Annotated in this window: 23 protein-coding genes and 2 tRNA genes; 13 read left to right on the top strand and 12 right to left on the bottom strand. The window is 67.9% G+C overall.

Features of this window, described 5'->3' with window-relative positions:
- The first annotated feature begins 61 nt into the window (after positions 1 to 61).
- The 6 genes from D1409_RS21720 (at position 62) to D1409_RS21695 (ending at position 6,123) form a co-directional block, all read left to right on the top strand.
- A complete protein-coding gene (locus tag D1409_RS21720) occupies positions 62 to 1,414 on the top strand; it encodes an ABC transporter substrate-binding protein (protein WP_123539062.1) in 1,353 nt (450 codons plus the stop codon).
- A gap of 6 nt (positions 1,415 to 1,420) precedes the next feature.
- Complete coding sequence (locus tag D1409_RS21715; protein ID WP_123539061.1) at positions 1,421 to 2,365, top strand: branched-chain amino acid ABC transporter permease; 945 nt, start codon at positions 1,421 to 1,423, stop codon at positions 2,363 to 2,365.
- Between the two features lies 1 nt (position 2,366).
- A complete protein-coding gene (locus D1409_RS21710; RefSeq protein ID WP_123539060.1) occupies positions 2,367 to 3,605 on the top strand; it encodes a branched-chain amino acid ABC transporter permease in 1,239 nt (412 codons plus the stop codon).
- Positions 3,598 to 4,416 carry an ABC transporter ATP-binding protein gene (locus D1409_RS21705; RefSeq protein ID WP_123539059.1) on the top strand — a complete coding sequence of 273 codons (819 nt, stop codon included), beginning with the start codon at positions 3,598 to 3,600 and terminating at the stop codon, positions 4,414 to 4,416. The genes D1409_RS21710 and D1409_RS21705 overlap by 8 nt, the downstream gene beginning before the upstream one ends.
- Positions 4,413 to 5,123, top strand: a complete 711-nt coding sequence (locus D1409_RS21700; protein WP_123539058.1) for an ABC transporter ATP-binding protein — start codon at positions 4,413 to 4,415, stop codon at positions 5,121 to 5,123. Before D1409_RS21705 ends, D1409_RS21700 begins: the two co-directional genes overlap by 4 nt.
- Before the next feature lie 103 nt (positions 5,124 to 5,226).
- Complete coding sequence (locus D1409_RS21695; protein WP_123539097.1) at positions 5,227 to 6,123, top strand: DMT family transporter; 897 nt, start codon at positions 5,227 to 5,229, stop codon at positions 6,121 to 6,123.
- Between the two features lie 12 nt (positions 6,124 to 6,135).
- Here D1409_RS21695 and D1409_RS21690 read toward each other — a convergent pair whose 3' ends face one another.
- Positions 6,136 to 7,026 carry a winged helix-turn-helix domain-containing protein gene (locus D1409_RS21690; RefSeq protein ID WP_164471844.1) on the bottom strand — a complete coding sequence of 297 codons (891 nt, stop codon included), beginning with the start codon at positions 7,024 to 7,026 and terminating at the stop codon, positions 6,136 to 6,138.
- A gap of 154 nt (positions 7,027 to 7,180) precedes the next feature.
- On the opposite strand from D1409_RS21690, the gene D1409_RS21685 reads away from it, so the two are divergent.
- Entirely contained in the window at positions 7,181 to 8,173 is a 993-nt protein-coding gene (locus tag D1409_RS21685) for an aldo/keto reductase (RefSeq protein WP_123539095.1), read from the top strand.
- A gap of 271 nt (positions 8,174 to 8,444) precedes the next feature.
- Here the strand turns inward: D1409_RS21685 and D1409_RS21680 are convergent, their stop codons facing one another.
- On the bottom strand, positions 8,445 to 9,803 hold the full coding sequence (locus D1409_RS21680; protein WP_164471843.1) for a hypothetical protein: 1,359 nt from the start codon (positions 9,801 to 9,803) through the stop codon (positions 8,445 to 8,447).
- A gap of 93 nt (positions 9,804 to 9,896) precedes the next feature.
- On the bottom strand, positions 9,897 to 10,757 hold the full coding sequence (locus tag D1409_RS21675; protein WP_123539056.1) for a 3-hydroxyacyl-CoA dehydrogenase family protein: 861 nt from the start codon (positions 10,755 to 10,757) through the stop codon (positions 9,897 to 9,899).
- Between the two features lie 249 nt (positions 10,758 to 11,006).
- Between D1409_RS21675 and D1409_RS21670 the strand changes: the two genes are divergently transcribed.
- The gene (locus D1409_RS21670) at positions 11,007 to 11,813 is read left to right on the top strand and encodes a class I fructose-bisphosphate aldolase (protein WP_123539055.1); all 807 of its coding nucleotides are present in this window, start codon (positions 11,007 to 11,009) and stop codon (positions 11,811 to 11,813) included.
- Positions 11,810 to 12,697, top strand: coding sequence for a class 1 fructose-bisphosphatase (locus tag D1409_RS21665; RefSeq protein ID WP_123539054.1), 888 nt, complete (start codon positions 11,810 to 11,812; stop codon positions 12,695 to 12,697). The genes D1409_RS21670 and D1409_RS21665 overlap by 4 nt, the downstream gene beginning before the upstream one ends.
- A 21-nt stretch (positions 12,698 to 12,718) precedes the next feature.
- On the opposite strand, the gene D1409_RS21660 is transcribed toward D1409_RS21665, so the two are convergent.
- Positions 12,719 to 15,187 (bottom strand): hypothetical protein, encoded by a 2,469-nt coding sequence (locus D1409_RS21660; RefSeq protein ID WP_123539053.1) that lies wholly within the window; start codon positions 15,185 to 15,187, stop codon positions 12,719 to 12,721.
- Between the two features lie 207 nt (positions 15,188 to 15,394).
- On the opposite strand from D1409_RS21660, the gene D1409_RS21655 reads away from it, so the two are divergent.
- Positions 15,395 to 17,218, top strand: coding sequence for an acyl-CoA carboxylase subunit beta (locus tag D1409_RS21655; protein WP_123539052.1), 1,824 nt, complete (start codon positions 15,395 to 15,397; stop codon positions 17,216 to 17,218).
- Positions 17,219 to 17,410: 192 nt separating this feature from the next.
- On the opposite strand, the gene D1409_RS21650 is transcribed toward D1409_RS21655, so the two are convergent.
- On the bottom strand, positions 17,411 to 17,734 hold the full coding sequence (locus tag D1409_RS21650; protein WP_164471842.1) for a hypothetical protein: 324 nt from the start codon (positions 17,732 to 17,734) through the stop codon (positions 17,411 to 17,413).
- A gap of 251 nt (positions 17,735 to 17,985) precedes the next feature.
- Complete coding sequence (locus tag D1409_RS21645) at positions 17,986 to 18,207, bottom strand: hypothetical protein (RefSeq protein ID WP_123539050.1); 222 nt, start codon at positions 18,205 to 18,207, stop codon at positions 17,986 to 17,988.
- A gap of 130 nt (positions 18,208 to 18,337) precedes the next feature.
- Between D1409_RS21645 and D1409_RS21640 the strand changes: the two genes are divergently transcribed.
- Entirely contained in the window at positions 18,338 to 19,285 is a 948-nt protein-coding gene (locus tag D1409_RS21640; protein ID WP_123539049.1) for a nucleoside hydrolase, read from the top strand.
- Positions 19,286 to 19,477: 192 nt separating this feature from the next.
- Here the strand turns inward: D1409_RS21640 and D1409_RS21635 are convergent.
- The 3 genes from D1409_RS21635 to D1409_RS21625 all read right to left on the bottom strand — a co-directional run bounded on the left by D1409_RS21635 (position 19,478) and on the right by D1409_RS21625 (position 20,735).
- Positions 19,478 to 19,552: transfer RNA gene (locus D1409_RS21635), tRNA-Val, on the bottom strand.
- Positions 19,553 to 19,724: 172 nt separating this feature from the next.
- Positions 19,725 to 19,970: a DUF7120 family protein gene (locus tag D1409_RS21630; protein WP_006885692.1), complete on the bottom strand. Its 246-nt coding sequence runs from the start codon at positions 19,968 to 19,970 to the stop codon at positions 19,725 to 19,727.
- An 87-nt stretch (positions 19,971 to 20,057) separates the two neighbouring features.
- Complete coding sequence (locus tag D1409_RS21625) at positions 20,058 to 20,735, bottom strand: hypothetical protein (protein WP_164471841.1); 678 nt, start codon at positions 20,733 to 20,735, stop codon at positions 20,058 to 20,060.
- Between the two features lie 454 nt (positions 20,736 to 21,189).
- Here D1409_RS21625 and D1409_RS21615 point away from each other — a divergent pair, with 454 nt between their 5' ends.
- Complete coding sequence (locus D1409_RS21615; RefSeq protein WP_123539046.1) at positions 21,190 to 21,756, top strand: type IV pilin; 567 nt, start codon at positions 21,190 to 21,192, stop codon at positions 21,754 to 21,756.
- Between the two features lie 128 nt (positions 21,757 to 21,884).
- The gene (locus D1409_RS21610) at positions 21,885 to 22,472 is read left to right on the top strand and encodes a type IV pilin (RefSeq protein ID WP_123539045.1); all 588 of its coding nucleotides are present in this window, start codon (positions 21,885 to 21,887) and stop codon (positions 22,470 to 22,472) included.
- A 108-nt stretch (positions 22,473 to 22,580) separates the two neighbouring features.
- Here D1409_RS21610 and D1409_RS21605 read toward each other — a convergent pair.
- From D1409_RS21605 to D1409_RS21595, 3 genes are all read right to left on the bottom strand, one after another.
- A tRNA-Ile gene (locus tag D1409_RS21605) sits at positions 22,581 to 22,654 on the bottom strand.
- Between the two features lie 124 nt (positions 22,655 to 22,778).
- Positions 22,779 to 23,366 (bottom strand): FxsA family protein, encoded by a 588-nt coding sequence (locus D1409_RS21600; RefSeq protein ID WP_123539044.1) that lies wholly within the window; start codon positions 23,364 to 23,366, stop codon positions 22,779 to 22,781.
- Positions 23,367 to 23,427: 61 nt separating this feature from the next.
- Complete coding sequence (locus tag D1409_RS21595; protein WP_123539043.1) at positions 23,428 to 24,858, bottom strand: cytochrome P450; 1,431 nt, start codon at positions 24,856 to 24,858, stop codon at positions 23,428 to 23,430.
- Between the last annotated feature and the right edge of the window lie 122 nt (positions 24,859 to 24,980).

Here is a 24,980-nt window from a genome sequence, read left to right as displayed (position 1 = left end):
TTCGGCCCGACCATGGGAGGGTTGGGCTTAACCCCGCTCGTGCCGTTAGTTTATAGAACGTATGTCACGAGATACCACGGACGACATCGACCGACGAACGCTCCTGAAGCTGACGGGTGGGGTCGGACTGGCCGGGCTGGCGGGCTGTGTCAACACCACGGACGACAGTGACGGCGGCGACGGCGGCGACGGCGACAGTGACGGCGGAGACGGCGACGGCGGCGACGGGAACGGCGGCGACGGGAGCGGCGGCGACACCGACACGCCGACGGAGACGCCGTCGGGCGACGGCGGGAACGGCGGATCCTACGAGATCGGGATGGTCGACTCCCTGACGGGCTCGCTGTCGGCGTTCGGCGAGCGCAACCAGCGCGGGGCGGAACTGGCCCTGGAGACGGTGAACGAGGTCGGGATCGACGGCCGCGAGCTCGACATCATCGTCGAGGACTCCGAGTCCGAGAGCCAGGGCGGCGTCTCGGCGGCACAGAAACTCGTCAACCAGGACGGGGTGCCGTTCCTCATCGGCTCGGTCGGGTCCGGCGTCTCGCTCGCGATCTACGAGAGCGTCATCCAGGACACCGACGTCGTCCAGCTGAGCCAGAACTCCACGGGGCTGGGGCTGACCGACTTCCCCGGGCTGCTCCGAATGTCCCCGACGGGCCGCACGCAGTCGGTCGCGCTCGCGGACATCATCGCCGACGACGGCCACGACTCGGTCGCGGTCACCTACGTCAACAACAACTACGGACAGAGCCTCGCCGACGCCTTCGTCGAGGCCTGGGACGGCGACGTCGCGTACAACCAGGCCCACGACCAGGACCAGCAGTCCTACTCCGGGGTCGTCTCGGAGATGAACAGCTCCGACGCGGACGCGTGGCTGTTCGTCACCTACCAGGCGGAGTTCGCGACGATGGTCAACGAGATCTTCTCCAGCGGCTACGACGCGCCGCTGTACGGCGCCGACTCCGTCTCGGGCGACGACGTGCTCGAGAACACGCCCGAGGGGAGCATGGAAGGGATGAAGATCGTCGTGCCCTCGGCGCCGGTCGAGGAAGACAACTACCAGGACTTCGCGGCGCGGTTCGAGGAGGCCTACGACGAGTCGCCGACCTCGTGGTCGGCCTACGCCTACGACTGCGTTATCACCGCCGCGCTGTCGATCCAGGCGGCCGACGAGTTCACCGGCGCGGCGCTCCAGGAGACCGTCCGCGAAGTGACCCGTCCCGAAGGCGAGAAGGCCGAGACGTTCGAGGCCGCGAGCGCGATCCTCGAGGACGGCGGCGTGGACGACCTCGACTACCAGGGCGTGAGCGGTCCGATCGACTTCGACGAGAACGGCGACCCCGTCGGGTTCCTGCAGATCCAGACGGTCCAGGACCACGACTACGTCGGGACCGGCTTCATCGAGTCCTGAGGACCGATGGTCCTCCTCGATCACATCGCGAGCGGGCTGATATTCAGTAGCATCATCATCCTCGGGAGCATCGGCCTCTCCCTGGTGTACAGCATCGCCGACTTCGCCAACTTCGCCCACGGGGACACGATGACCGTCGGCGCCTACTCGTCGTTCGTCACGTTCGGAGCCATCGGCGGACTGGGCGGGGCCGTCCTCGGGCTCCCACTGGGCTTTTTCGTCGCGCTGCTGGCGGGCATCGCCGTGGCCGCGCTCGTCGCCGTGATCACGGAGAAGGTCGTCTACGAGGGGATGGACCTCGATTCGATCGGTATGCTGATCACCTCGATCGGGATCGCCTTTATCTACCGCGCAGTGGTCCAGATGTGGTTCGGCGCCGACGCCGTCCGCTACGACATCCAGGCGCTCCGCCCCATCGAGTGGCTGCTCCCGTACGACGTCCGCGTGACCGAACACGACGTGGCGATCGTGATCTCGGCCGCCGTGCTCGTCACCGGACTGCACGTCCTGCTCCAGTACAGCGACCTCGGGCGGAAGATGCGCGCGATGGCGGACAACCCCGACCTCGCGCGCGTGAGCGGGATTCGGACCGACCGGATCAAGCTCTGGACGTGGGTCATCGGCGCCGGACTCGCCGGCTCGGGGGGCGTCTTCCTCGGCCTGTTCAACCTGCTGCGGCCGCGGATGGGCTTCGACCTCCTCCTCCTGATCTTCGCTGCCGTCATCCTCGGCGGGATCGGCTCGGTGTACGGCGCGATGCTCGGGGCGTTCCTCATCGGGATGATCCACGAGCTGACGCCGTTGCTCTCACAGCTCGGCGCGGTCCTGCCGTACCTGCCCGACACGTTCGGGCTGCCCATCGGCAACCAGTACGGCAGCGCAATCGCGTTCGTCATCATGGTGATCGTCCTGCTGTTCAGGCCGCAGGGCATCGCCGGGGAGGCGGTCTGACATGAGCGCAGTCACGAGGGCGCGGGCCCACTGGGCGGACCTCACGCGCGCCGAACGCGGCGTCACGTGGTTCGTCGTCGGCTTCGCCGCGTTGCTCCTGTTCGGACTGCTCAGCGGCGCGCTCGCGCCGACGTACTTCCTCTATCTCGTCGGCATCGCTGGCATGTACGCGCTGCTGTCGTTCGGCCTGAACTCCCAGTGGGGGTTCACCGGGCTGATCAACTTCAGCGTCGCCGCGTTCTTCGGGGTCGGCGCGTACGGGACAGCGCTCATGACCGCGGAGGGGTCGCCGCTCGCCGGCGGGTTCAACCCGCTGATCGGCCTCGTCGTCGCGCTCGTCCTCGCCGCCGTCCTCGCCCTGCTGATCGGTATCCCGACGCTTCGCCTCCGCGCGGACTACCTCGCTATCGCCTCGCTCGGCCTCGCCGAGGTCGTCCGCACCATCGTGAAAAACGAGGGCCAGTGGACGAACGGGACGGCCGGTATCCGCGGCATCCCGAGCTTCTTCGAGGGGTGGCCGGTGCTGGCGACGTTCCCCGAGTCGATGCCGGGACTGGAGATCGTCGTCTCGCCGGGCTGGCGGACGACGTTCACCGTCCCCGTCGTGGACGTCGGCCTCGAGTTCGTGATCCCGTCGTCGACGCTGCTGCTCGGCACGTCGTTCTGGCGGGCGCTCCTGAACGTCGCGCTCGTCCTGGCGTTCGTCGGCCTGAGCTACGCGCTGCTGCGCCGCGTCCACCGCTCGCCGTGGGGTCGCGTCCTGCGGACGATCCGGTCGGACGAGGACCTCGCGCGGGCGCTCGGCAAGCACACGTACTCGTTCAAGATGCAGTCGTTCGTGCTGGGCAGCCTGCTGATGGCGCTGGCCGGCGTGTTCTACGCGCACCTGAACCTCTTCGTCAGCCCCGGGGACCTTGACCCGATCACGACGTTCTACGTCTGGGTCGCGGTGATCCTCGGCGGGAGCGGGTCGAACCGCGGCGCGCTGTTCGGCGGCGTCGTCATCGTCAGCATCCGCGAGGGGACGCGCTTCCTCAACGAGTTCGCGTGGATCCCCGTCGACGTGGCGCCGCTCCGGTTCCTCATGATCGGCGTGCTGATCGTCCTGCTGATGCGGTTCAGGCCGCAGGGCGTGCTCCCGCCACAGCGGGAACTCATCTGGCCCACGGCGGTCGATAAGGCGCCGTCGCGGCCGGACAGCGGCGTCCGCGACGTCAAGGCAGGTGGTGGCGATGAGTGACGTCGAGGAAGCCGTCGACCAGGAGTTCGCCGCCGACCGCTCGAAGGAGAACGTCGTCCTCCGCGTCGAGGACCTCCAGAAGACGTTCGGCGGCCTGGTCGCGACCGACCACGCCACCTTCGACGTGGAGCGCGGGACCATAACCGGCCTCATCGGCCCCAACGGCGCCGGCAAGTCGACGATATTCAACCTCATCTCGGGCTTCTACCAGCCCGACGGCGGCCGCGTCGAGGTCAACGGCGTCGACGTGACCGGGATGGAGCCCTACGAGGTCGCCGACCACGGCCTGATCCGGACCTTCCAGACGCCGCGGAAGCTGGAGGGGATGACCGTGCGCGAGGCGATGCTCGTCGGGCCGCGCAACCAGCCCGGCGAGTCGTTCGTCAACCTGCTCACGTCGCCGGGGTCGGTCGGCGAGGCCGAGAAACGGAACCTCGCGGACGCCCAACGGATTCTGGAGGAGTTCGAGATCGACCACCTGGCGACCCAGCCGGCGACGGACATCTCCGGCGGGCAGATGAAACTGGTCGAACTCGCGCGGGCGATGCTGGCCGAGCCCGAGATACTCCTGCTCGACGAGCCCGTCGCGGGCGTCAACCCGACGCTCCGGAACAAGCTCGCCGACCAGATCCAGCGGCTCAACGACGAGGGGACGACCTGTCTCCTCATCGAACACGACATGGACTTCGTGATGAAACTCGCCGACCCGGTCGTGGTACTGGACCAGGGGAGCGTCCTCATGGAAGGACCGCCCCAGCGGGTGCAGACGGACAGCCGCGTCATCGAGGCGTACCTGGGAGGTGACGCGTGAGCGACCACGTCCTCGAGCTGGCCGACGTCGACGGCGGCTACGGCGAGGTGCAGGTCCTCGACGACCTCTCGCTCCACCTCGACGAGAACGAGATCGTCTGTCTCATCGGACCGAACGGCGCCGGCAAGTCGACGGTACTGAAGACCGCGTTCGGACTGCTCACGCCGTGGGAGGGGAACGTCCTGTACCACGGCCGCGAGATCGGCGGGATGGCGCCCGAGGACATCGTCCGCGAGGGGATCGGCTTCGTCCCCCAGACCGACAACGTGTTCGGCTCGCTCACCATCGACGAGAACCTGCGGATGGGCGGCGTCGCCCGCGAGGAGGGGCTCGAAGAGGCGATCGGTCGGCTCTACGAGCGATTCCAGCTGCTCGACGAGAAGCGGTCGGCGAAGGCCCGGACGCTCTCCGGGGGGCAGCGGCAGGTGCTCGCGTTCGCACGCGCGCTCGTGATGGAGCCCGACGTGCTCCTGATCGACGAGCCCTCCGCCGGCCTCGCGCCCAACACCGCCGACGACGTGTTCGGCCACGTGCAGGCAGTCAACGAACTCGACACGGCCATCCTCATGGTCGAGCAGAACGCGACGAAGGGGCTCGGCATCTCCGACCGCGGGTACGTCCTCGACCAGGGGACCGTCCGCTTCGAGGGGTCCGCGGACGGGCTCCTGGAGGACGACGAGGTGTCGAAGCTCTACCTCGGCGGCTGATCGACCCGGTTTTCACGCTCCACCGTTCCTCTCAACTGTGACCTCGCTCAGACGGTACGCGTTCGCGCTCGGGCCGCTGACAGCCGCGGGGCTGTGGGGCGGAATGTACGTCGTCAGCAAGTGGGGCTTCTCCGTGATCCCGCCCGTCACACTGGGTTTCCTCCGGGTCGCGCTGGGCGGCGCTGCGTTGCTAGCCGTGCTCCGGGTCGGGGAGGCGCGGGCGTCGACCGCGACCGACGGCGGGTCGAGCGTCGCTCGCGAGGACTGGCCGGGGTTCGTCGCGCTCGGCGGCTGGGTCACCCTCACTATCGCGACGCAGTTCCTCGGCACCGACCTCACGAACGCGAGCCAGGGGTCGCTGTTGACCGTGTTGACGCCGGTGTTCACCGTCGCGCTCGGCGCCGCGGTGCTGGGCGAGCGCGTGACGCGGACGAAAGCCGTCGGCGTCGCCCTCGCCGGCGTCGGCACGGTCGTCGTCCTCGCCGGGCAGTACGACCTCGGGGGGATCCCGGCCGGGAACGTCCTCGGCGTCGCCCTTCTCCTCGTCGCGAGCGTCGCCTGGGCGGGCTTCACCGTCTGGGGCGCGCCGCTGGTCCGCCGGTACTCCGCGCTGACCGCCGCGACCTACTCGACGCTCGCGTCCGTCCCGATGCTGGGCGCGCTCTCGGTCGTCGAACTCGCCGCGCTCGGCTACGGACTCGGCGACGTTCCGCTGGACGGCCCGATGCTCCTCGGGTCCGGTCCGACCCTCCTCGCGGTCGCCTACCTCGGGCTGGCGTCGACGGCGGCCGCGTGGTACCTCTGGTACACCGGGCTGGAGTACGTCTCCGCGGGGACGGTCGCCGTCTTCTTTTTCGCCCAGCCGGTCGTCGGCGCCGCGCTCGGGGCCGTCTTCCTCGACGAACGCCTCGGACCGGGATTCGCCCTCGGCGGCGCGCTCATGGCTGCCGGCGTCTGGACCGTGAGCCGGGTCCGGGCGGAACCCGTCGGCGACGACTGACTCCCGCTCACCTCACGAGCGGCGCGCGCCGACGGTCAGCTCCTCGTCGACGACGAGTTCCAGCGTCTCGTCGCCGGCGGGGACAGAGAGGGCGACTTCCCACGGGTCGGTCGAGCGGACGGTGAGGTACTCGTCGGTCATCGCCCACTCGAGTTCCCAGTGCGGGACGCTCGTCACGTCGACCCCGTGGTCGTGGAAGAAGGCGACGACTGCGGGGTGGTACAGCACCGCGAGGCCGACGGACATGTAGTGGCTGGCGCCGCAGTGCTCGCAGTCGGTACTGACGAACACGTCGAAGCGCTCGCTCCCCTCGGACCAGACGTCCTCGCCGGGGACGAACTCCGTGTCGAGCGGACTGACGCAGATCGGACAGACGTCGCGAGCGTACGCGAGCATCTTGTGGCGGTTGTACTGGTCGACGCGGTCGAGGAGGTCGCTAGTGTCCCCGGTCTCGACGGTGCTGGGCGGGAACTGGGCGTGCGAGTACATATGCTCGCAGTCGGGACAGCGCAGTTCGAACGTGCCGTCCTCGTACTCGCCCTCGACCGGAGCGTCGCAGAAGTAACAGTCGAGACCGACCTCGAACGGCTCGACCGACGCGCGCCGGTTGACGGTGCCGGCGCGGATCAGCCGGTAGAGCGCGAGCCCCTCGGCCCTGAGCGTGTACCCCTCGTCGTCGTCGTCGACGAACTGACCGGTCAGCTGCGAGAGGTGGTAGTTGAACTGCCCGCTGTCGATATCGGGGTCGACCCGCTCCCGGAGGTCGGAAAAGGAGACGCCCTCGTGTGGCGTCTCGCCGAGCGCGCGGAGGATCGCCGCCCGCGTCTCGTTGCCGACGAGCGCGAAGGCGTCTTCGGGGTCGGCGCCGTCGGCCGCGGACTGACCCGAATCGTCGTCTGGCATACTCGGACCTTCCCGATCCACGTCGAAATAGGTTGGCCCCGCAGTCCACCTTGGCGGCCTCCGAACCGGCCCCGTCTCGCCGATGTCGGTCGGAGAGACGGAAGCCTCGGCCGGTTCGACCACCTTTTTCGCCCCGCCGGACGACCGGGTGAACATGGACACACGAGAGTTCGGTTCGACCGGGTACGACGTGACGGAGATCGGCCTGGGCACGTGGAACGTCGGCCCCAGCTGGGGCGACGCGAGCGACGAGGAGTGTCGCGAGGCCATCCGCACGGCGCTGGACGACGGGGTCAACCTGATCGACACCGCCGAGGTGTACGGCGACGGCCGCGCGGAGCGGCTCATCAACGACGTGCTCGAGGAGCGCGACCCCGACCGGCGCATCTACGTCCCGACGAAGGCAGCACCGGACGCCGACGGCGGCCACTCCGAGGAAGGGCTTCGCTCCTCCGTTCAGGGGTCGCTCGACCGTCTCGGCGTCGACTCGCTCGACCTCGTCCAGCTCCACTGCCCCGAGACCGCGGCGTTCTACGAACCGGAGACCTTCGACGTCCTCGAAGACCTGCGCGACGAGGGCATGATCGAACACGCGGGCGTCAGCGTCGAGAAGGTCGAGGAGGCGACGAAGGCCATCGAGTACGACGTGGTCGAGACGGTCCAGATCATCTTCAACCCGTTCCGCCAGCGTCCGGCCGAGCGCTTCTTCGAGCGAGCGAAAAACGAGGACGTCGGCGTCATCGTCCGCGTCCCGCTCGCCTCCGGCCTGCTCGCCGACGTCTTCGAGGCGCCCGAGGACTTCGGCGAGGGCGACCACCGACGCACCGCCGCCGAGGAGGGCGTCGACGCCGGCGTCGGCCGCAAGGGCGGCGAGACGTTCGCGGGCGTCCCCTTCGAGGCGGGCCTGCAGGCCGTCGAGGAACTCCGGCCGTTCGTCCCCGAAGGCGCGACGATGGCGCAGTTCACGCTCCGCTGGATCCTCGACCACGACGCCGTCTCGACGGTGATCCCCGGCTCCACCACGCCCGCCCACGTCAGCGAGAACGACGACGCCGCGGACCTCGACCCGCTCTCCCACCAGACCCACGGCGCCGTCCGGGACATCTACGAGGAGCACGTCGCCGAGCACGTCCACCACCGGTGGTAAACGACTGACCGGCCGACCGCTTCGCGACTCCGGCGACACTCCGAAACGTTCTTACGGTCCCCGGTCGCCTTCGTCTCTTGTTCACGGGGTAGCGGTGTGGACCGCTACCAGGGTACGTTTCAGCCGGAGATCACGGCCGCTCAGTCCCGCCGCTGTCTGCCGGATCTCCACTCGAAAACAGCGGGTCTGTTTCTCCGAGTTTTCGGTCGGCGCTCCCGACGGCGGCGAGGCTCCGTCGCGCGGTTCGAGTCTGCTCGTGGAAGAGGGCCGTTCAATCGGCGCTCACGCGACTCGTCCGCTCCGCGCCGTCGGCCGGCTCGCCGCTCTCGCCGAGTCCGCGACCCAGCAGGTACAGCGGGAGGCCGAAGAGCACGGTCGCGGCGGCCCACGGAATCGTCGTGATCAGCGACCCCAGCAGCGCCAGCAGCGCCGACCCGGTGGGATAGTAGAGGATTGCGGCGCCGAAGGGAGCGACGACCACAGCCACGGCGACGAACCGGCCGAGGGCACGGTCCAGTCCGCGAGCGCGACCGAGCGGGAACCAGAGCGCGGCCGGAATCGACAGCAGTACCGTCTGGAAGGCGACGACCGACCGGACGCTGGTGAGGGCGGCGACCAGCGCCGCCGCGGCGAGCGTCCAGCCGAGCGCGACGCGCGGTGCCGGTCGGTCCAGCGCCAGCGCGCAGGCGGCGACGAGCGCGTACAGCGCGCTGAAAGCGACCACCGTCTCCGTCACGGCGGTATCGAACCCCGCCGAGAGCGCGAGCGAGAGCGAACCCCCGAGCGCGACGACGGCGCCGCCGCCGGCGATGCCCTTCGCCGCGAGCGCGGGGTCGACTCCGGGTACTTCGTCGCCCCACTGGCGGAGTGCCAGGAGGACGCCGCCGAGGAAGAACGCCGGGACGATACCGAGGAAGACGACGGTCGAATCGGTGAGCGCGAGTCCGTCCCCGACGATGGCGACGGTCGTGGCGCTCTGGGCCAGCGGGCCGTCGGACGGGGCGAACGCGAGGTGGCCGCCCCAGTTCACTCCGCCGCTCGATTCGTCGGATCGCCAGACGGCCGCCGCACCGTCGACGGTGGCGCCCGTCGGAGCGCGAGTCACCGCGGTCCCGTTCGGCCCGCGGATCCGGAGTTCGTCGGCGTCGACCCGGAGGGCGGCCCGCCGCGTCCGCGAGTCGAGCATGTCGACGAGGACGACGCCGCCCACGCCGCGATGTGCGACCCCCGCGGCGTCGAAGTCCACGACGAGCGTCCGGTCCTCGACGCTCGTCCGCAGGTTTCGCGGGTCGTCGACGACGGTGCGGCGGTCGAGGCTCTCGCGGACGACGCGCTCGCGAAGCGACTCGTTCGCGGCGAGCCGGTCGGCGGCGCTTTCAGAAACGCGGACGCGAGCGGTCCAGTGGCCGCTCCCGTCGTCCCGGACGGCGATGGTCGCCGTGCCGCGTTCGACCGTCAGCAGGACGCCGGCCTCGGCGGCGGCGTCCTCGAACCCGTCGCCGCAGACGCCACAGAGTTCTTCGGGCGGCGGCGCGCCGACGGCTGGAGCGACGGCGACGACCGCGGTGAGCGAGAGAGCGACGACTGCGAGCGCCGTCACTGCGAGGAGGGCGGGGCGGCGGACTGTCATCACTGCTCATCTCACACCCGGGTGACAAGTGCGTTGGGGAGGGGCAGCCGACGGTTTCAGGCTCTACCGGACTCCGCCGCTCGCGTCGGTCGCTCAGTCGTACTCGTAGAACCCCTGACCGGACTTCTTTCCGAGATCACCGGCCGCGACCTTCCGCTTGAGGAGGTAGGCGGGCTGGTAGCGGTCGCCGAGCTCCTCGTGGAGCGTCTCGGAGGCGTGCAGACACACGTCGAGTCCGATGTGGTCGGCCAGTTCCAGCGGACCCATCGGGACGTTCGTCCCGAGTTCCATCCCGCGGTCGATGTCCGCCTTCGCGGCAACGCCCTCGTCGAAGGCGCGGATCCCCTCGTTGATCCACGGCATCAGGATCCGGTTGGTCACGAACCCCGGTTTGTCGTCGGCCTCCCAGGTCTCCTTGCCGAGCGCCTCGGCGAACTCGTGGGCCAGGTCCGTCACCGCCGGTGCGGTCTTCTCGCCGACGACGACCTCGACGCCGTTCATCACCGGGACGGGATTCATGAAGTGGAGGCCGACGACCCGCTCGGGGCGTCCGGTCGCGCTGGCGATGGTCGTGATCGACAGGGTGCTCGTGTTCGTCGCCAGCACGACATCGTCGTCGGTCACCTCGTCGAGGTCGGCGAACACCGCCTCCTTCACGTCCATGTCCTCTACCACCGCCTCGACCACCAGATCCGCCTCGGCCAGATCCGCGAGGTCGGTCGTCCCGGTGACGCGCTCGTGCATCGCTTCGGCCTCTTCCGCAGTGACCTCCCCCTTCCCGACGAGGCGGTCGATCCCGCTGGAGAGGGTCTCGATCCCCTGTTCGACGAGGCGGTCTTCCACGTCCCTGAGGACGACGTCGTAGCCCGACTGCGTGGCGACCTGAGCGATCCCGCTTCCCATGGTGCCGGCGCCGACCACGCCGACGGTGTCGATGGCTTCGAGTCCGCGCATACCCGTCAGTGGGCCCGCCCCGACGGTAAGCCTACTGCCCCGGCAGGTGGACGAGGTCAGCGACCGGCCCCTCGACAAGTGACTGATTGTTTATGTTTGGTTGCGTGGTAGTTGCGGGTCGATCCGAACTTGCCGAATTCGGCCCGATGAACGATTGTGAACGTCTCTCACGACCGAATCGTTTACTCGCCGAGTAGTAAATAATGTCAGAAAGAAGATATATACGTTCGGTCCGAGTACGTATCCCCAATGCGACCCATCGACGACGCTCCGGTCACGCGGGACGGGAAAGTACTCGTTTTGGCGTACGACCACGGAATCGAACACGGGCCGGTCGACTTCGACCCCCAGCCCGAGAGTGCGGACCCGGAACACGTCTTCGATGTGGCCACACACCCCGCAGTCACGTCGCTCGCGGTCGGGAAGGGCGTCGCCGAGGCGTACTACCCCTCCTACGAGGACGACGTGTCGCTGCTCGCCAAGCTCAACGGCACCTCGAATCTCTGGATGGGCGAGCCCGACAGCGCCGTCAACTGCTCCGTCGAGTACGCCGCCGAGGAGCTGGGTGCCGAGGCCATCGGCTTCACCGTCTACCCCGGTACGAACTGCGAGGTCGAGATGTTCGAGGAGTTCCGCGACGTGCAGGAGAAGGCCCGCGAGTACGACCTCCCCGTCGTGATGTGGGCCTACCCGCGCGGACAGGCCGTCAAGAACGACACCAGCGAGGACATCGTCGCCTACGCCGCCCGTCTCGGCCTCGAACTGGGCGCCGACATCGCGAAGGTGAAATACCCCGGTAGCAGGGAGGCCATGGAACGGGTCACCGACATGGCCAGCCCGACGAAGGTCCTCATGTCCGGCGGCTCGAAGACCAGCGACCGAGAGTTCCTGGAGAGCGTGCAGAGCGTCATCGACGCCGGCGCCGCCGGCCTCGCCGTCGGGCGCAACGTCTGGCAGCGCGAGAACCCCGAGCGCATCCTCGACGCGCTCGAGGAAGTCATCTACGAGGAGGCCTCCGTCGAGGAGGCCCTCGCCGCCGCACCTCCCAAAGCATGAGCAAGCAGATCCCGCCGTCGGCCGACTGGGTCGACGACCCGGCCGTCGACGCCGTCCTCGACGTGGTGAGCGACACCGCCGTCGAGGTCTGCGACGCACTCCCGGAACGCCGGGCCTACGTCGACCGCGAGAACCCCAGCGGCGAGCGCATCCGCGCCGCCGACGAGTACGCCGACGAACTGTTCGCCGAGCGCCTGCTCGACCTCGACGCCGTCGCGTCCTACGCCTCCGAGGAACGCGAGTCCCGGCAGGAGGCCGACGACGGCGGCGAGTACCACCTCGCGCTCGACCCGCTCGACGGCTCCTCGAACCTCCGCTCGAACAACCCGATGGGCACCATCGTCAGCGTCTACGACGAGCCGCTCCCGACCAGCGGGTCGAACCTCGTCGCCGCCGCGTTCGTCCTCTACGGCCCCAACACCACGATCGTCGTCTGCGACGGCGATTCGGTCGACGAGTACCTGATCGAGGAGGACGGCCGGAAGCTGCTCACCGAGGACCTGACCCTCCCCGACGACCCCACCGTCTACGCCTTCGGCGGCCGTCGCCCGGACTGGACGCCCGGCGTCACCGCCGCCGTCGAGGACTTCGAGGAAGATAGGTTAAAACTCCGCTACGGTGGCGCGTTCATCGCCGACGTGATGCAGGTGTTGACCCACGGCGGCATCTTCGCCTACCCGGAACTCCAGGACGCCCCCGAGGGCAAGCTTCGGTACCTGTTCGAGTGCGCCCCGGTCGGCTTCGTCGTCGAGACCGCCGGCGGTCGCGTCTCCGACGGTGGCGGCGACTTGCTCGACGCCGACTCCGAGGAACTCCACCAGCGTAGCCCGGTGTATCTCGGGAACTCGGAGCTCGTGGACCGGCTGGAAGCGAAGCTGTCGTAATCGGCGCAGATTCGATGTTTTTCAGCCGCTCGTACTCTCGCCGCCACCGCCGACTTTCCCGAGGACGAACCGGAGGAGCACGAGCACCAGCAGGAGACCCAGAATCCCGCCGAGAGCCATCCCGATGAGTCGCAGGGGAAGGAAGGAGAGGAACGACAGGAACGAGAACAGGCCGCCACCGCTACCGACGACGACGGGGCCGGCCTGGGTGCCGTTGACCATCACGGTGTGGTTGCCCTCGGTGGCGAACTGCGTGGTGAACCCGATCTCTCGCTGCTCGCCGGGCCCCACCGCGACGGACTCCTTGCCGACGAAGGAGACGTTCATGCCGTGTATCGTCTGGAGCCCGGCGGTGTAGGTGCCCTCGGCGTCGCCGTCGTTCGCGAGCGTCACGTTGACCGCGACGGACTCGTTGACGGCGACGGCGGTCAGGTTGACCGTGACGTTCTCGACGAAGATGGTCGGCTCGCCGCCGTCGCCGGCCGTCTCGTTACCCGCGGTCCCGTTCGGTGCCGTGCCGTTCTCGACCGTCGCGTTCCCGACAGTCGCGTTGCCCACCGTGCCGTTCCCGGCAGTTCCGTTCTCGACCGTTCCGTTCCCGTCGTCCGCGAGCACGGGGTCGGTCGAGAGCGAGAACACGGAGAGACCGGGGGAATCGGCCGTGTAGCGCACGTGCGTCTCGTTCGACTCGGCCAGCGTGGTGTCGACAGCCGACCAGTTACCGCCCGACTGCCGGTACACCGAGAGGTTCGACGGGTCGAGGCCGTTCGCGTCCAGGTAGGCCCGGCGGACCGAGACGTCGAAGGCGGCGCCGTCGACCGCGTCGTCGGCGACGGAGTGCTGGATGGTGACGGTCGCGGCGGGCGTCGCGCCGTCGGGCGCGTCGAGGGCGTCACCCGCTCGCTCGCGGGCGACGACGGTCGCCGTCACGTTGGTCTCGGCCGCGAGGTCGATGGCGAGGCTGTCGACGCTCACGTTCTCGGTCGCGACGACCGCGCTCGGCCCGTCGGCGCCCGGGAGCGAGACGGTCGCGTTCGCCCCACCGCGCAGGACGGACACGGACGCGCTCGCAGTGCCCGCGCGGTCGTCCCGGAGGTGTTCGACGCTCACCCGGGGCCACCGGCTCTCGCCGTCGCCGGCCTCGCCGACGAACGTCTCCTGCGTCTCGCCGTCGACGACGAAGCGCTCCGTGTGTTCGATCCCCTTCGCGTCGGTCGCGCGGACGATCACCCGGGTGCGTTCGGCGGCGATGGCGACCTCGCGGTCGAACTCGACGCGCTCGCTCCGGGACCCGGAGTGGACGACCTGGTAGTCGAGCGTCTCGCCGGTCGACTCGCGGCGCGTCTCGACGACGAGGCGTTCCGTGACGCCCTCGAAGGCGACGCCGCTGAGGAAGAGTCGCTCGGGACCGATGACGACGGTCCGGTCGCGGTCGACGGCGATTTCGGGCGCCACGTCGCGCTCCTCGTTCGGGACGCGTTCGATCTCGACGGTTCGAGTGGTCTGCTTGCCGGTCACGTCGACGACGGCGAGCGTCGCTTCGTACGTGCCCGGGTAGAGCGTGTAGAGCGATTCGTTGAACGACGCCGTCCGGCGGTCGGGGTCGAGTTCCGACGACGAGCCGGCGATCCGCTCCCCGCCGGTCACGTTACCGTCGGGACCCCTCACTGTGAGATTCGCCGACCTGATTCCCACCTCGTCGGAGACGGCGCCGGCGAGGAAGATCCGGTTGCTGGTCGTCTCGTTGGGGAACGGTTCGACGGAGATCCGCGGCGCCCGATCGTCGGTCACGTTGACGCTGAACCTGTAGAGGCGGACGTTGTCGAACTCGTCCGTGACGGAGACCCGAAACTCGTTGGTCGCGCTCCCGTTCTCGCCGTACCCGAGTTCCATCTCCACGGAGAAGTTCTCGCCCACGTCACGGAGGACGCGCGTCGAGCGCTCGCCGTCGAACTCCCGGGTAATGTGGAGTTTCTCGACGGTGGAGTCCTCGATGACGTTGCCCGCGAGCGTGATTCCGGTCTCGTTCGCGGTACCGTCGGTGATCTGCTTCCACGGAGCCGTCTTGTAGGGACTGGTGAGATAGACGTACGGCGCTTCGACGTCTTTCGCGACCGTGAAACTGGTCGCGTCGACGCTCCCGGCGTCGTCGGTGACGATCACGCGCACGGAGTTGTTGCCGTTCGATAGCTCCGGCGTGAGGGTCTCGGAGACGCTGGCACCGTCGACCGAGATGGACCGGTCGCGCTCGCCGTTGACCCGGACGACGATCTCGGAGAGTTGGGTCCCGTCGGGCGCGTCGTCGCCGACCGACGCGTTGATCGTGAGCGCCACGTCCCCACCGGCCTCGTAGACGTCGCCCTCCGAGACCGCCGTCGATCCGACGGTGATGTCGACCGACGGCTTCTCGCTGGTCGTCCCGCCCGCGACGGACGGCGCGGTCACCGAGCAGAGAACCAGCAGAACCAGACAGAGCGACCGAGTACGCATTGCTCCGAGATCTGTCGTTCACCTACTTAACCAGTCGCCCGGGGCTATCAACTTTGAAATCCGAATGCGAGCACTCCGACCCGTCCTGACGCCCTCGCGGGTTCGTTCGAACGCGGTCGGCAGTCGCCCACGGTCCTGCGGTCAGACTCCGTGGGCGGGGCCCGAGCGGGGTGGCATATTTTACCGCTAGCGTGCGAGGATAGTGGTATGCGAGTGCGAATCGCCCAGGACGCGAGCGTCGACGAGGCGGAGGCGATCGCTTCCGCACTGGAACAGCACGTCCCGGGAGACGGTCGCGTCGAGGTGTTCGTCGGCGAGGCGGACGAGCCCGCCGTCGTTCACGAGCTCGACGGCGGCGCGGGACGGGGGGACGCCCGGTCCGGTGTCGCAGACGAGACTGACCTCGGGCCGACGGAGCGCGAGCGGGCGCTCCGCGACGAGATCGCCGACATCCGAGCGGGCGGTCCCGAGAAGTACCGCGAGCGCCTCGCCGAGCAGGGCAAACTCTTCGTCCGCGACCGCCTCGAACTGTGGTTCGGAGACAGCGACCCGGTGCCCGGCGAGAGCGCCCCCGGAGACGGGGACGACCCCGCTGGCCTGCGCTTCGAGGACGGCAGGTTCGCGAACTTCGACGCCTGGCACGCCGATTCGCCGGAGACCGACGGCGACTCGGACGACCGGCTGCCCGCGGACGGACTGATCACCGGCGCAGCGGAGTTCGCCGGCCGGGACGTCCACTTCATGGCCAACGACTTCACCGTCAAGGCGGGGTCGATGGCTCGACACGGCGTCGAGAAGTTCCTCCGCATGCAACAGCGGGCGCTGAAGACCGGACGACCGGTCCTCTACCTGATGGACTCCTCCGGCGGGCGTATCGACCAGCAGACCGGCTTCTTCGCCAACCGCGAAGGGATCGGGAAGTACTACTACAACCACTCGATGCTCTCCGGGCGCGTTCCGCAGATCTGCGTCCTCTACGGCCCCTGCATCGCGGGGGCAGCGTACACCCCCGTCTTCGCCGACTTCACCGTCATGGTCCGGGACATGTCCGCCATGGCGATCGCCAGCCCGCGGATGGTCGAGATGGTCACCGGCGAACAGATCGACCTCGACGAACTCGGCGGGCCGGACGTCCACACCCGCCACTCCGGGTCGGCGGACCTCGTCGCCGAAGACGAACACCACGCCCGCGACCTGGTCGAGCAGTTGGTCTCTTACCTCCCGGACAACAGCGACGAGAAGCCCCCGAAAACCGAGGGTCGAGCGCCGGCGAAGTCGCCCGAAGGCATCGACGGCGTCGTCCCCCAGGAACCCAACAGGGGCTACGACATGGAACGGGTGATCGAGCGGGTCGTGGACGGCGATTCGTTCTTCGAGCTGCAGCCGGAGTTCGGCGGCGAGATCCTCACCGGATTCGCCCGTATCGACGGCCGGCCCGTCGGCGTGGTCGCCAACCAGCCCGCCAAGCGCGCGGGCGCCATCTTCCCCGACGCCGCGCGCAAGGCCGCCGAGTTCGTCTGGAAGTGCGACGCCTTCGACGTGCCGCTCCTCTACCTCTGTGACACGCCCGGCTTCATGGCCGGGTCCGACGTCGAGAAAGACGGCATCCTCGAAGCGGGCAAGAAGATGATCTACGCCACCTCCGCGGCCACGGTACCCAAACAGTGCGTCGTCGTCAGGAAGGCCTACGGCGCCGGGATCTACGCCATGTCCGGCCCCGCCTACGACCCCGAAGCGACGCTCGGCCTCCCCTCGGGAGAGATCGCCATCATGGGACCCGAAGCCGCTATCAACGCCGTCTACGCGAACAAGCTCGACGAGATCGACGACCCGGAGGAGCGAGAGCGGCGCGAGCGCGAGCTCCGCGAGGCGTACCGCGAGGACATCGACGTCCACCGGATGGCCAGCGAGGTCGTCATCGACGAGATCGTCCCGCCGTCGGACCTGCGCACGGAGTTGGCCGCGCGCTTCGCCTTCTACGAGGACGTCGAGAAAGACCGACCGGACAAGAAACACGGGACCGTGCTGTGAGGACGGAGATTTCGGTCGATACCTGAAGCGGCCCGGTCTCAGTGACGGACGCCTCTGCGGCGCTGTCGATGACCGCAGTGGCGACACTCGTACACTCGCCGCGACGCCGCGGCGTCGTTCAGCAGGTACCAGTCGCGGCTGGCGCCGATGACGTTCCCCCGTCGCTCGCAGTTCCGGCAACGCATCGGCACGTCAGAACTCACCCCCGCGACGCTGGGGGCCGTCGGTGAGTCGGCGACGCGCTCCAGCGAACGCCGCCGAAAGCGGGGCCGGTCGGGCGTCCCCCGCGACGACTCCGCCGCTCATCGCCCGGTGGTGACGGCTCGCCTTCCAGAGGAGGACGAGTCCGACGGGCGCGCCGACGACCGAGAGGACCAGGAGCGTCCCGAGCAAACTCCAGACGAACCGGTCGCGCCGGTTGCGTTCCGTATCGGTGTCGTACCCGCAGTCGCGGCACACTGTCGTCGCGGGGACGCGCGCCCCGCAGTGGCGACAGGGCCCGATCGCCCGTGTCACGAGTCGGGCACCTCCGGGTCCACTGGCGGTGCCGGCGTGATGGAGAGCGGCGGCTTCGATTCGGACATCGTCACCGTCGTGGCGTCGTGTGCGACTGTCATGGTGGGCTCGGACACCGGGTGGTGTCTACCCGGACTCCGGAGCGCTACCAGCAAGAAGGGGGAATATCGTCAGCCCCGATCAATCCGATTTTAGCCGATTTATCGGGTATCAGCGGTGCTCGAACGGTTCGAGTGTCGTCGAGTGGCCGGTCACTCCTCGGACGGTTCGAGGAGTCCGAGCTCCTCCGCGACGAGATCCGTGACCTGCTCTGCGATCACGGGGTCGACACTCGCCACCTCCTCGCCGTCGTGAAGCTGGTCGTTGTGGCGCTCGACTGCCTCGGCGACGTCGTCGATCGCGATCGCGGTCTCAGTCCCGCAGTCGGAACAGATAACTGGCACCGTCGTCTCGTCGGCGTTCTCGTCTGCCATCGGTTCTCGACGGTGATTCGAGGGGGGCCGTGAAACATCTCTCGGGTCGCGCCCGCCGGGTCTGCACCGCCGGGTCGCCGCCCCCGCCCGTCACCCCGAACGGCTTATGCCCGGCGCGCGAACTCGGAGTATGCGACGCGTCATCGTGGACACGGACACGGCAGGCGACGACACCCAGGCGCTCGCCCTCGCCGTCCTGACCGACCGACTCGCCGTCGACGCCGTCACCGTCGTCGCCGGCAACGTCCCGTTCGACCGCGAGGTCGAGAACGCCAAGTACACCCTCTCGCTGGTCGACGCCACAGACACGCCCGTCTACGAAGGCGCTCGCCGCCCCCTCGTCAAATCTCACGACCACGCCACGGAGATCCACGGCGAAGGCGGTCTCGGCGGCGACCTCCACCCGGACACCGGGATCGACTCCGCGGAGGGGTTCGCCCCCGCGGAGATCGTCCGTCGCTGTCGCGACTCGCCCGGCGAGATCACGCTCCTCTGTATCGGCCCGCTCACGAATCTCGCGCTCGCACACGCGCGAGAACCCGCCCTCCCGGGTCTCGTCGACGAGGTGTGGGTCATGGGCGGCGCCGTCAACTGCCGCGGCAACGTCACCCCAACCGCCGAGTACAACCTCTGGGCCGACCCCGACGCCGCCAAGCGCGTCTTCGACGCTTTCGACGTGACGCTGGTCGACTGGGGCCTGTGTCTTCGCACCGCCCTCGACGAGGCTGCCATCGACGAGATCGCCGCGATGGACACCGACCTCGCCGACTTCTTCCTCGAAGTCACGAAGACCGTTCGCGACCGCGGGGAGGCCGGCGGCCTGGACGGCATCACCCAGCCGGACGGTCTCACCACCGCGCTGCTCGCCTACCCCGAACTCCGCGAGCAGGTCGCCACCTACGCCGTCGACGTGGACGAGCGCGAGGGCCTCACCCGCGGCCACACCAGCGTCGACGTCGAAGGGGACACCGGTGACAGCGCCGACACCCGCGTGGTCGAAGCCGCCGACTCGGACGGATTCTCCGGCGTTATCCACTCGATGCTTCGGGACCGCGACCCCGACGCTGCCGTCGAGTGACCGGTCGCGACGCTCGTCGCCTGCTGACCCGCACTCGGAGACCGTAGACTCGGAAACTGCAGAAGACTCTCGCGAGTTTGCTTCGAGAGAAATGGGTTGGGGCGGATTCGAACCGCGAGAACTCACTCCGTTCGTTCTCTGGGCTCAAATCCGTCCGAACCATTCGCTGCTCACGAATCGTTCGCAGCAAAATGGGTTGGGGCGGATTTGAACCGCCGGCCTCCTCCATGTCAAGGAGGTGTCATAACCAACCTAGACCACCAACCCGTGCTTGCCTGCTACACTCTCGAGTTGACGGCAGGGATAATTGAAGGTTTCGAAGACCGGACGCGAAGTACCGGCAAATTACGTGACGGCACGGGGGTCTCGTCAGTCGTCGGACCGGTTCGACCGAGCGCGTGGTGTGCGTCGCGAAACTGGGGCGGTTCGGCGACGACGGTCAGAAGGAGAAGTCGTCGTCCTCTTCGCGCATCCCGGGGTCCTCCGCGGTGTCCCACATGTCGTCGGCGAACTCGTCGGCCATGTCGGTCTCGGCGACTTCCTCGCCGGTGTCGCGGGTGTAGGCGTCGAGCCCCATCGACAGCAGTTCCTCGACCGCTGCCTCGCGGCTGACGAACTCCTCTTCGGTCATCCGTTCGAGCTTGGTGAATACGTCCTCCGGCAGTGATACTTCGACTGTGGGCATGGGTTGTCGGTTTACACTCGGGAGTCAAGTGTTTTGAGTATTTGGGCTGGAACCGCGCAAGACCACCCACCCAGAACCGGGAGGTCGTTACTGGCCGGCCGTTATCGACAGTTCGACGACCGCTGTGTGGTCCTCCCCCGACGAGTCGCCGGAGTCGTCCTCCTCCATCGACTCAGTCTCAGTCTCTGTCTCCGTCTCGTCGCTCGCGTCGGTCGATTCGTCTGGTGTCGCAGTCGGCGTCGCCGTCGGCGTCGGCTCGGGGGTCGGCGGCTGCGCGCGACCCATCTCGGAGTTGTCGAACGTGAGATGGAACGTCCCCGAACTGATGTTGGACTGCGAGGAGCCCTCTTTGGCCTCCTGAACGCTGTGGGCGGAGTTGTAGTTGACCTTGTGGCCTTCCTCGAAGTAGCCGAACTCGCCGTCGCGGATCATCAGCACGTCGATGGCCGGCCCGCTCGTGACCGTGAACTCGTACTTGAGCGCCCCGCCGTCCGGGAACTCTATCTTGTAGTCCTTGTACTCGCCGGCCGGGATCTCGATCGTCTCCTCCTCCTCCATGAAGAGGTCTGTCACGTCGGTGTGTTCCGGGAACGGCCCGGAGTTTCCGCCGCCGCCGTCGCCGTCTCCGCCGCCCCCGCCGTCGTTGTTGTTGCCGCCGCCACCGTTTCCGTCGCCGTCGTTGTTTCCACCGCCACCGAGACACCCAGCAACCGCCGACAGGCTTGCGGCACCCATCGCCAGGACAGAACGACGCGTTCGAACCATGGGGGCAGGTACCGTCTTCCACTACAAATATGTATCGACGACTAACATACGTGTTAACGGACGGAAGCGGTCCGAGTGTCCCGTCAAGTACGGTCGGCTTACCGCGTCCCGGACCGCTGGGTTCCGCCTCGTCATCCCCGCGCTCGCCCGGCCGGAAACTGTCCGTGATCGGACGACAGATCCACCGCCGATAGTGTCATCAGAAACCATATTTCAACAAAATCAGAATCTCGGCCGGTTTCGAGAGTTTCAGGGGGCGCAATCGACTGTTTTCGGGGCGTTTTCAGATCTGTTTATCGCCGTTCAACCGGGTCTTGAAGCGATAAATCTGGGGTTGAACGGGGGATTTAGCGAAAACGCACTGACGGGTTTATGTGTTTATCTGGTAACTACTCGGATAGCATCTCGCAGGGGTGTGCGTGTCAGCGCGCCAGCCGGGATGTGGTGAATACACATGGACATCAAAAAGCTATTCAACGACGACGACGCGGTGTCGCCGGTCATCGGCGTGATCCTGATGGTCGCCATCACGGTCATCCTGGCCGCCGTCATCGCCTCGTTCGTCCTCGGCCTGGGCAACCAGACTGATTCGGGCGCACCGACTACGACCATCGGCTTCGACTACAGCGAGGTTGAGGAGAACTCGGGAGGAAACGACTACGGCGTCCTCCAAGTCTCGCACGAGGGCGGTGAAACGCTGAACCCGGACGAAATCTACTTCCGGGGAACTGGATTCAATTCAACTGGGGATAACAGCGACGGAGACGTAACTTGGGACACGAAGGCTTCAGGTAGTCCCGACTTAGAAGATTGGATTATTGACAACGGCGGCAGCCAGATCCATGCTGCTAGCACCGGCACGTGGAACGAGTCTCGCGCGAGCGGCTCCGACACGACCATCGTCTCGGGTGACTTCAACAACGTGTACGTCACTTCCGACCACGAGATCGACGTGGTCTACCAGACGCAGGAAGGCGACACGTCAGCGACGCTGAACAGCAACTCCGGCCCGGACGCCTAATCGGCGTCACTCTCTTTCCGTTTTCACAGCGTCGATAGCGTCGCGACTCGTCGACGGAAGAAGGGGAATTTTTGTATATCCGCTGAAACCTCACGAGTAGCACCTCTGGGGGTGCTGGTGGACACACGATGCACATCACGCAACTCTTCACGGACGACGACGCGGTGTCGCCGGTCATCGGCGTGGTCCTGATGGTCGCCATCACCGTCGTGCTGGCCGCGACCGCCGCGACGTTCGTCCTCGGATTGGGGGATCAGTCGCCGGACGGCGCGCCGACGACGACGTTCGATTTCGACTACACTGAGGTCGTCGAGAACTCCGACGGCGAACTCGCCGACGCCGGGATCCTGACCGTGAGTCATACGGGCGGGGAGTCGATCCGCGCCTCGAACCTCTACGTCCGCGGAACGGGGATCAACCAGTCCTACGCCAAGGCGAGTTCCGGCGGGCCGACGAGCGGCGCGTGCAGCGACTCCGGCGCGAGGTGGACCAGCTGCCACGACATCGTCGAGTGGTCCGAGTCGAAGCGACCGCTCCACATCAGGGAAGCCGGTACCTGGAACGCGACCCAGACCAGCGGCTCCGAGAGTCAGATCGTCTCCAGTGACTCGGTGAACGTCCCCGTCGACTCCGACTTCGAACTGGCGCTGATCTACCAGTCCGAATCGGAAGGGACCTCCTCGACGCTCGTCGAGGAAGCCGGGCCCGACGCCTGACTGGCGTATCTCGTCTTTCGGATGCTGTCGACCGTCAGCGACGTCTATCTGCCCTGCTGTCAGTCACGAGGGTGCCGCTCGTCGGCTGATAGTCGTGTAGAAACGGAATGGGCCAACGCGGATTTGAACCGCGGACCTCCCGGTTATCAGCCGAGCGCTCAACCTAACTGAGCTATTGGCCCGTGCCGAACGCATCTCTACCTTTCCGATGGGGGACTTTAACAGTTACCCTTCGGCCTCGATAGCGACGCCGTGTGGCGGTTCTGTGAGACTGATCCACAGGGAGAACGGACCGCCCGACACCGCTCAGTCGACACCGGGTCGGGGGTCGTCACCGTCGTCGTCGAACTCCACGTCGTAGGCGTCGTCGTCAAGGTCGTACGCGGCGTCGTTCGCTCGACCCGCACCGCCCGGACCGGGGCCCTGGCCGCCGGGGCCCGGTCCCGGCCCCGCGCCGGGTCCTTGTCCGTCGCCGCCGAAGGGGAAGCCACCGATGTAGACGTTGCCGGTGGCGAACCCGCCGCTCCGCTTGTCCAGGTACGGGACGATGACCTTCTCCCGGACGACCCACCGGATGGGCGCGCGGGTGACCGGCACGACGAGCAGGATGCCGATGGCGTCGGTGACGAGGCCGGGCGTGATCGTCAGCGCGCCGGCGACGAGGAGGAACGCGCCGTCTAACAGTTCCTCGGTCGGGAGTTCGCCGACGGCGAGCTTCCGCTGTATCTCGCGGATAGTGTGTCGACTCTCGGCGCGCACGAGCAGCAGGCCGAGGAGGGCGGTCGCGACGACGAGGAGGACCGTCAGGGGGGCGCCGATCTGGGTCGCCACGAAGACGAGGAACAGCGAGTCCAGCAACGGCACCAGCAACAGCAACGCGAGATACCGGAGCATACGCCGTCTTGTCACCGACGCCTCAAACACTTTTCGAGGGGCTGGAGCGATCGTGTCTTCGCTACCGCTCGCGCAGTCCCACGTCGATCGGCTCCTCGGGCTGGAGGGTGATCTGCATGGAGAGGTCGAGCGGCGGTTCGGTAACCGCCTCGAAGGCGAACCGCTGGGCGAGCGTCCCGAGCACGAGTTTCGCCTCCATCAGCGCGAACCGCATGCCGATGCAGTGGCGCGGGCCGCCGCCGAACGGGTAGTAGGCGTACTCCGGGAGGTCGTCGCGGAAGTCGTCGGTCCAGCGCTCGGGCCGGAAGCTATCGGGGTCGTCGTACCACCGGTCGTCGCGGTGGACGACCCACTGCGGGAGCGAGATGGTCGACCCCGCGGGGATCTCGTAGCCACCGATCTCCACGTCGCGAGTCGGCTCCCGGAAGACCGTGTACGCGGGCGGGTAGAGACGCAGAGCCTCGTCCACGACCTGACCCAGATAGTCGAGTTCGAACAGGTCCGCCGCGCTCGGTCTGGTCGCGTCGGCGGAACTCCCCTCGCTCCCGTCGCCGAGCACCTCGTCGAGTTCCTCGTGCAGACGGGCCTGCTTCTCGGGGTGGTTGGCGAGCAGGAACGCGGCGTAGGAGAGGGTCAGCGCGGTCGTCTCGTGGCCGGCGAAGAGGAAGGTGAAGAGGTGGTCGCGGATCGCCCGTTCGTCGAGTCCGCCCCCGTCCCCGTCCCCATCGAGGTCGAGGTCGAGCAGTATCGACAGGAGGTCGTCGAACTCGCCGTCGCTGGCGCGGCGCTCGGCGACGATCTCCGCGATGGACTCGTCGAACTGCGAGACCGCCCGCCGACAGCGGCGGTTGACGGGCGTCGGCACCCACAGCGGCAGAAACGCCGAGAGCGACCCGGCGTCGAAGCGCTCGGAGATGGCCGCGGCGGCGTCGCGGATGGCCGACTCCTGCCCGCGGATGTCCACGTCGAGCAGCGTTTTCGCGAGGATCTCGAGCGTGAGCGTCCGCATCTCCTCGCTGACCGCGACAGTGTCACGGCCCCGCCACTCGTCGGCCCGTTCGTCGGCGAACCGGGCCATCATGTCCGCGTAGGTCTCGATGCGGTCCCGGTAGAACGAGGGCTGGAGGGCGGTCCGGTGGGCCTGCCAGTCCTCCCCTTCCATGAGGAAGAGGCCGCCGTCGGCGATCTGGCCGAGCGCGTTGCGGATGATCGAGGCGCGGCGGTAGTCGGCGTCGTCGGTGACGAGCACGCGCTCGATGTCGGCGGGGTGTTTGAGCATGACGCCGTCGCTGGTGGCGACGCGATAGGTGACCACGTCGTCCTCGTACGCGCTACAGCGGTCGTAGAACTCCAGCGGGTCCCGCAGGAACTGGAACGTGTTCCCGGCGAGCGGCAGACCGTCGGGCCCGGGCGGCCGGTCACCGGGCGTCGACTCCCGGAGCGCCTCCGCACCCGACCCCTCCGCCCCGTCCGCGGCGTCCTGAGTTGCCATCGCCAGTCCGTAGGGACTCCAGCGGTAATGCAGTTCGGCCGAGTGTGCTCGCCTCTTTAAATCGACCCTCCCCCGCAGTCGCTCGCGGTCGGGTGCGGTCCTGCTCCCCACGGCGGACAACG

Origin of the sequence: Halosimplex salinum, from assembly GCF_003730195.1 — an archaeon.
Lineage (GTDB): Archaea > Halobacteriota > Halobacteria > Halobacteriales > Haloarculaceae > Halosimplex > Halosimplex salinum.
This window is presented reverse-complemented; position numbering and strand designations above follow the sequence as displayed.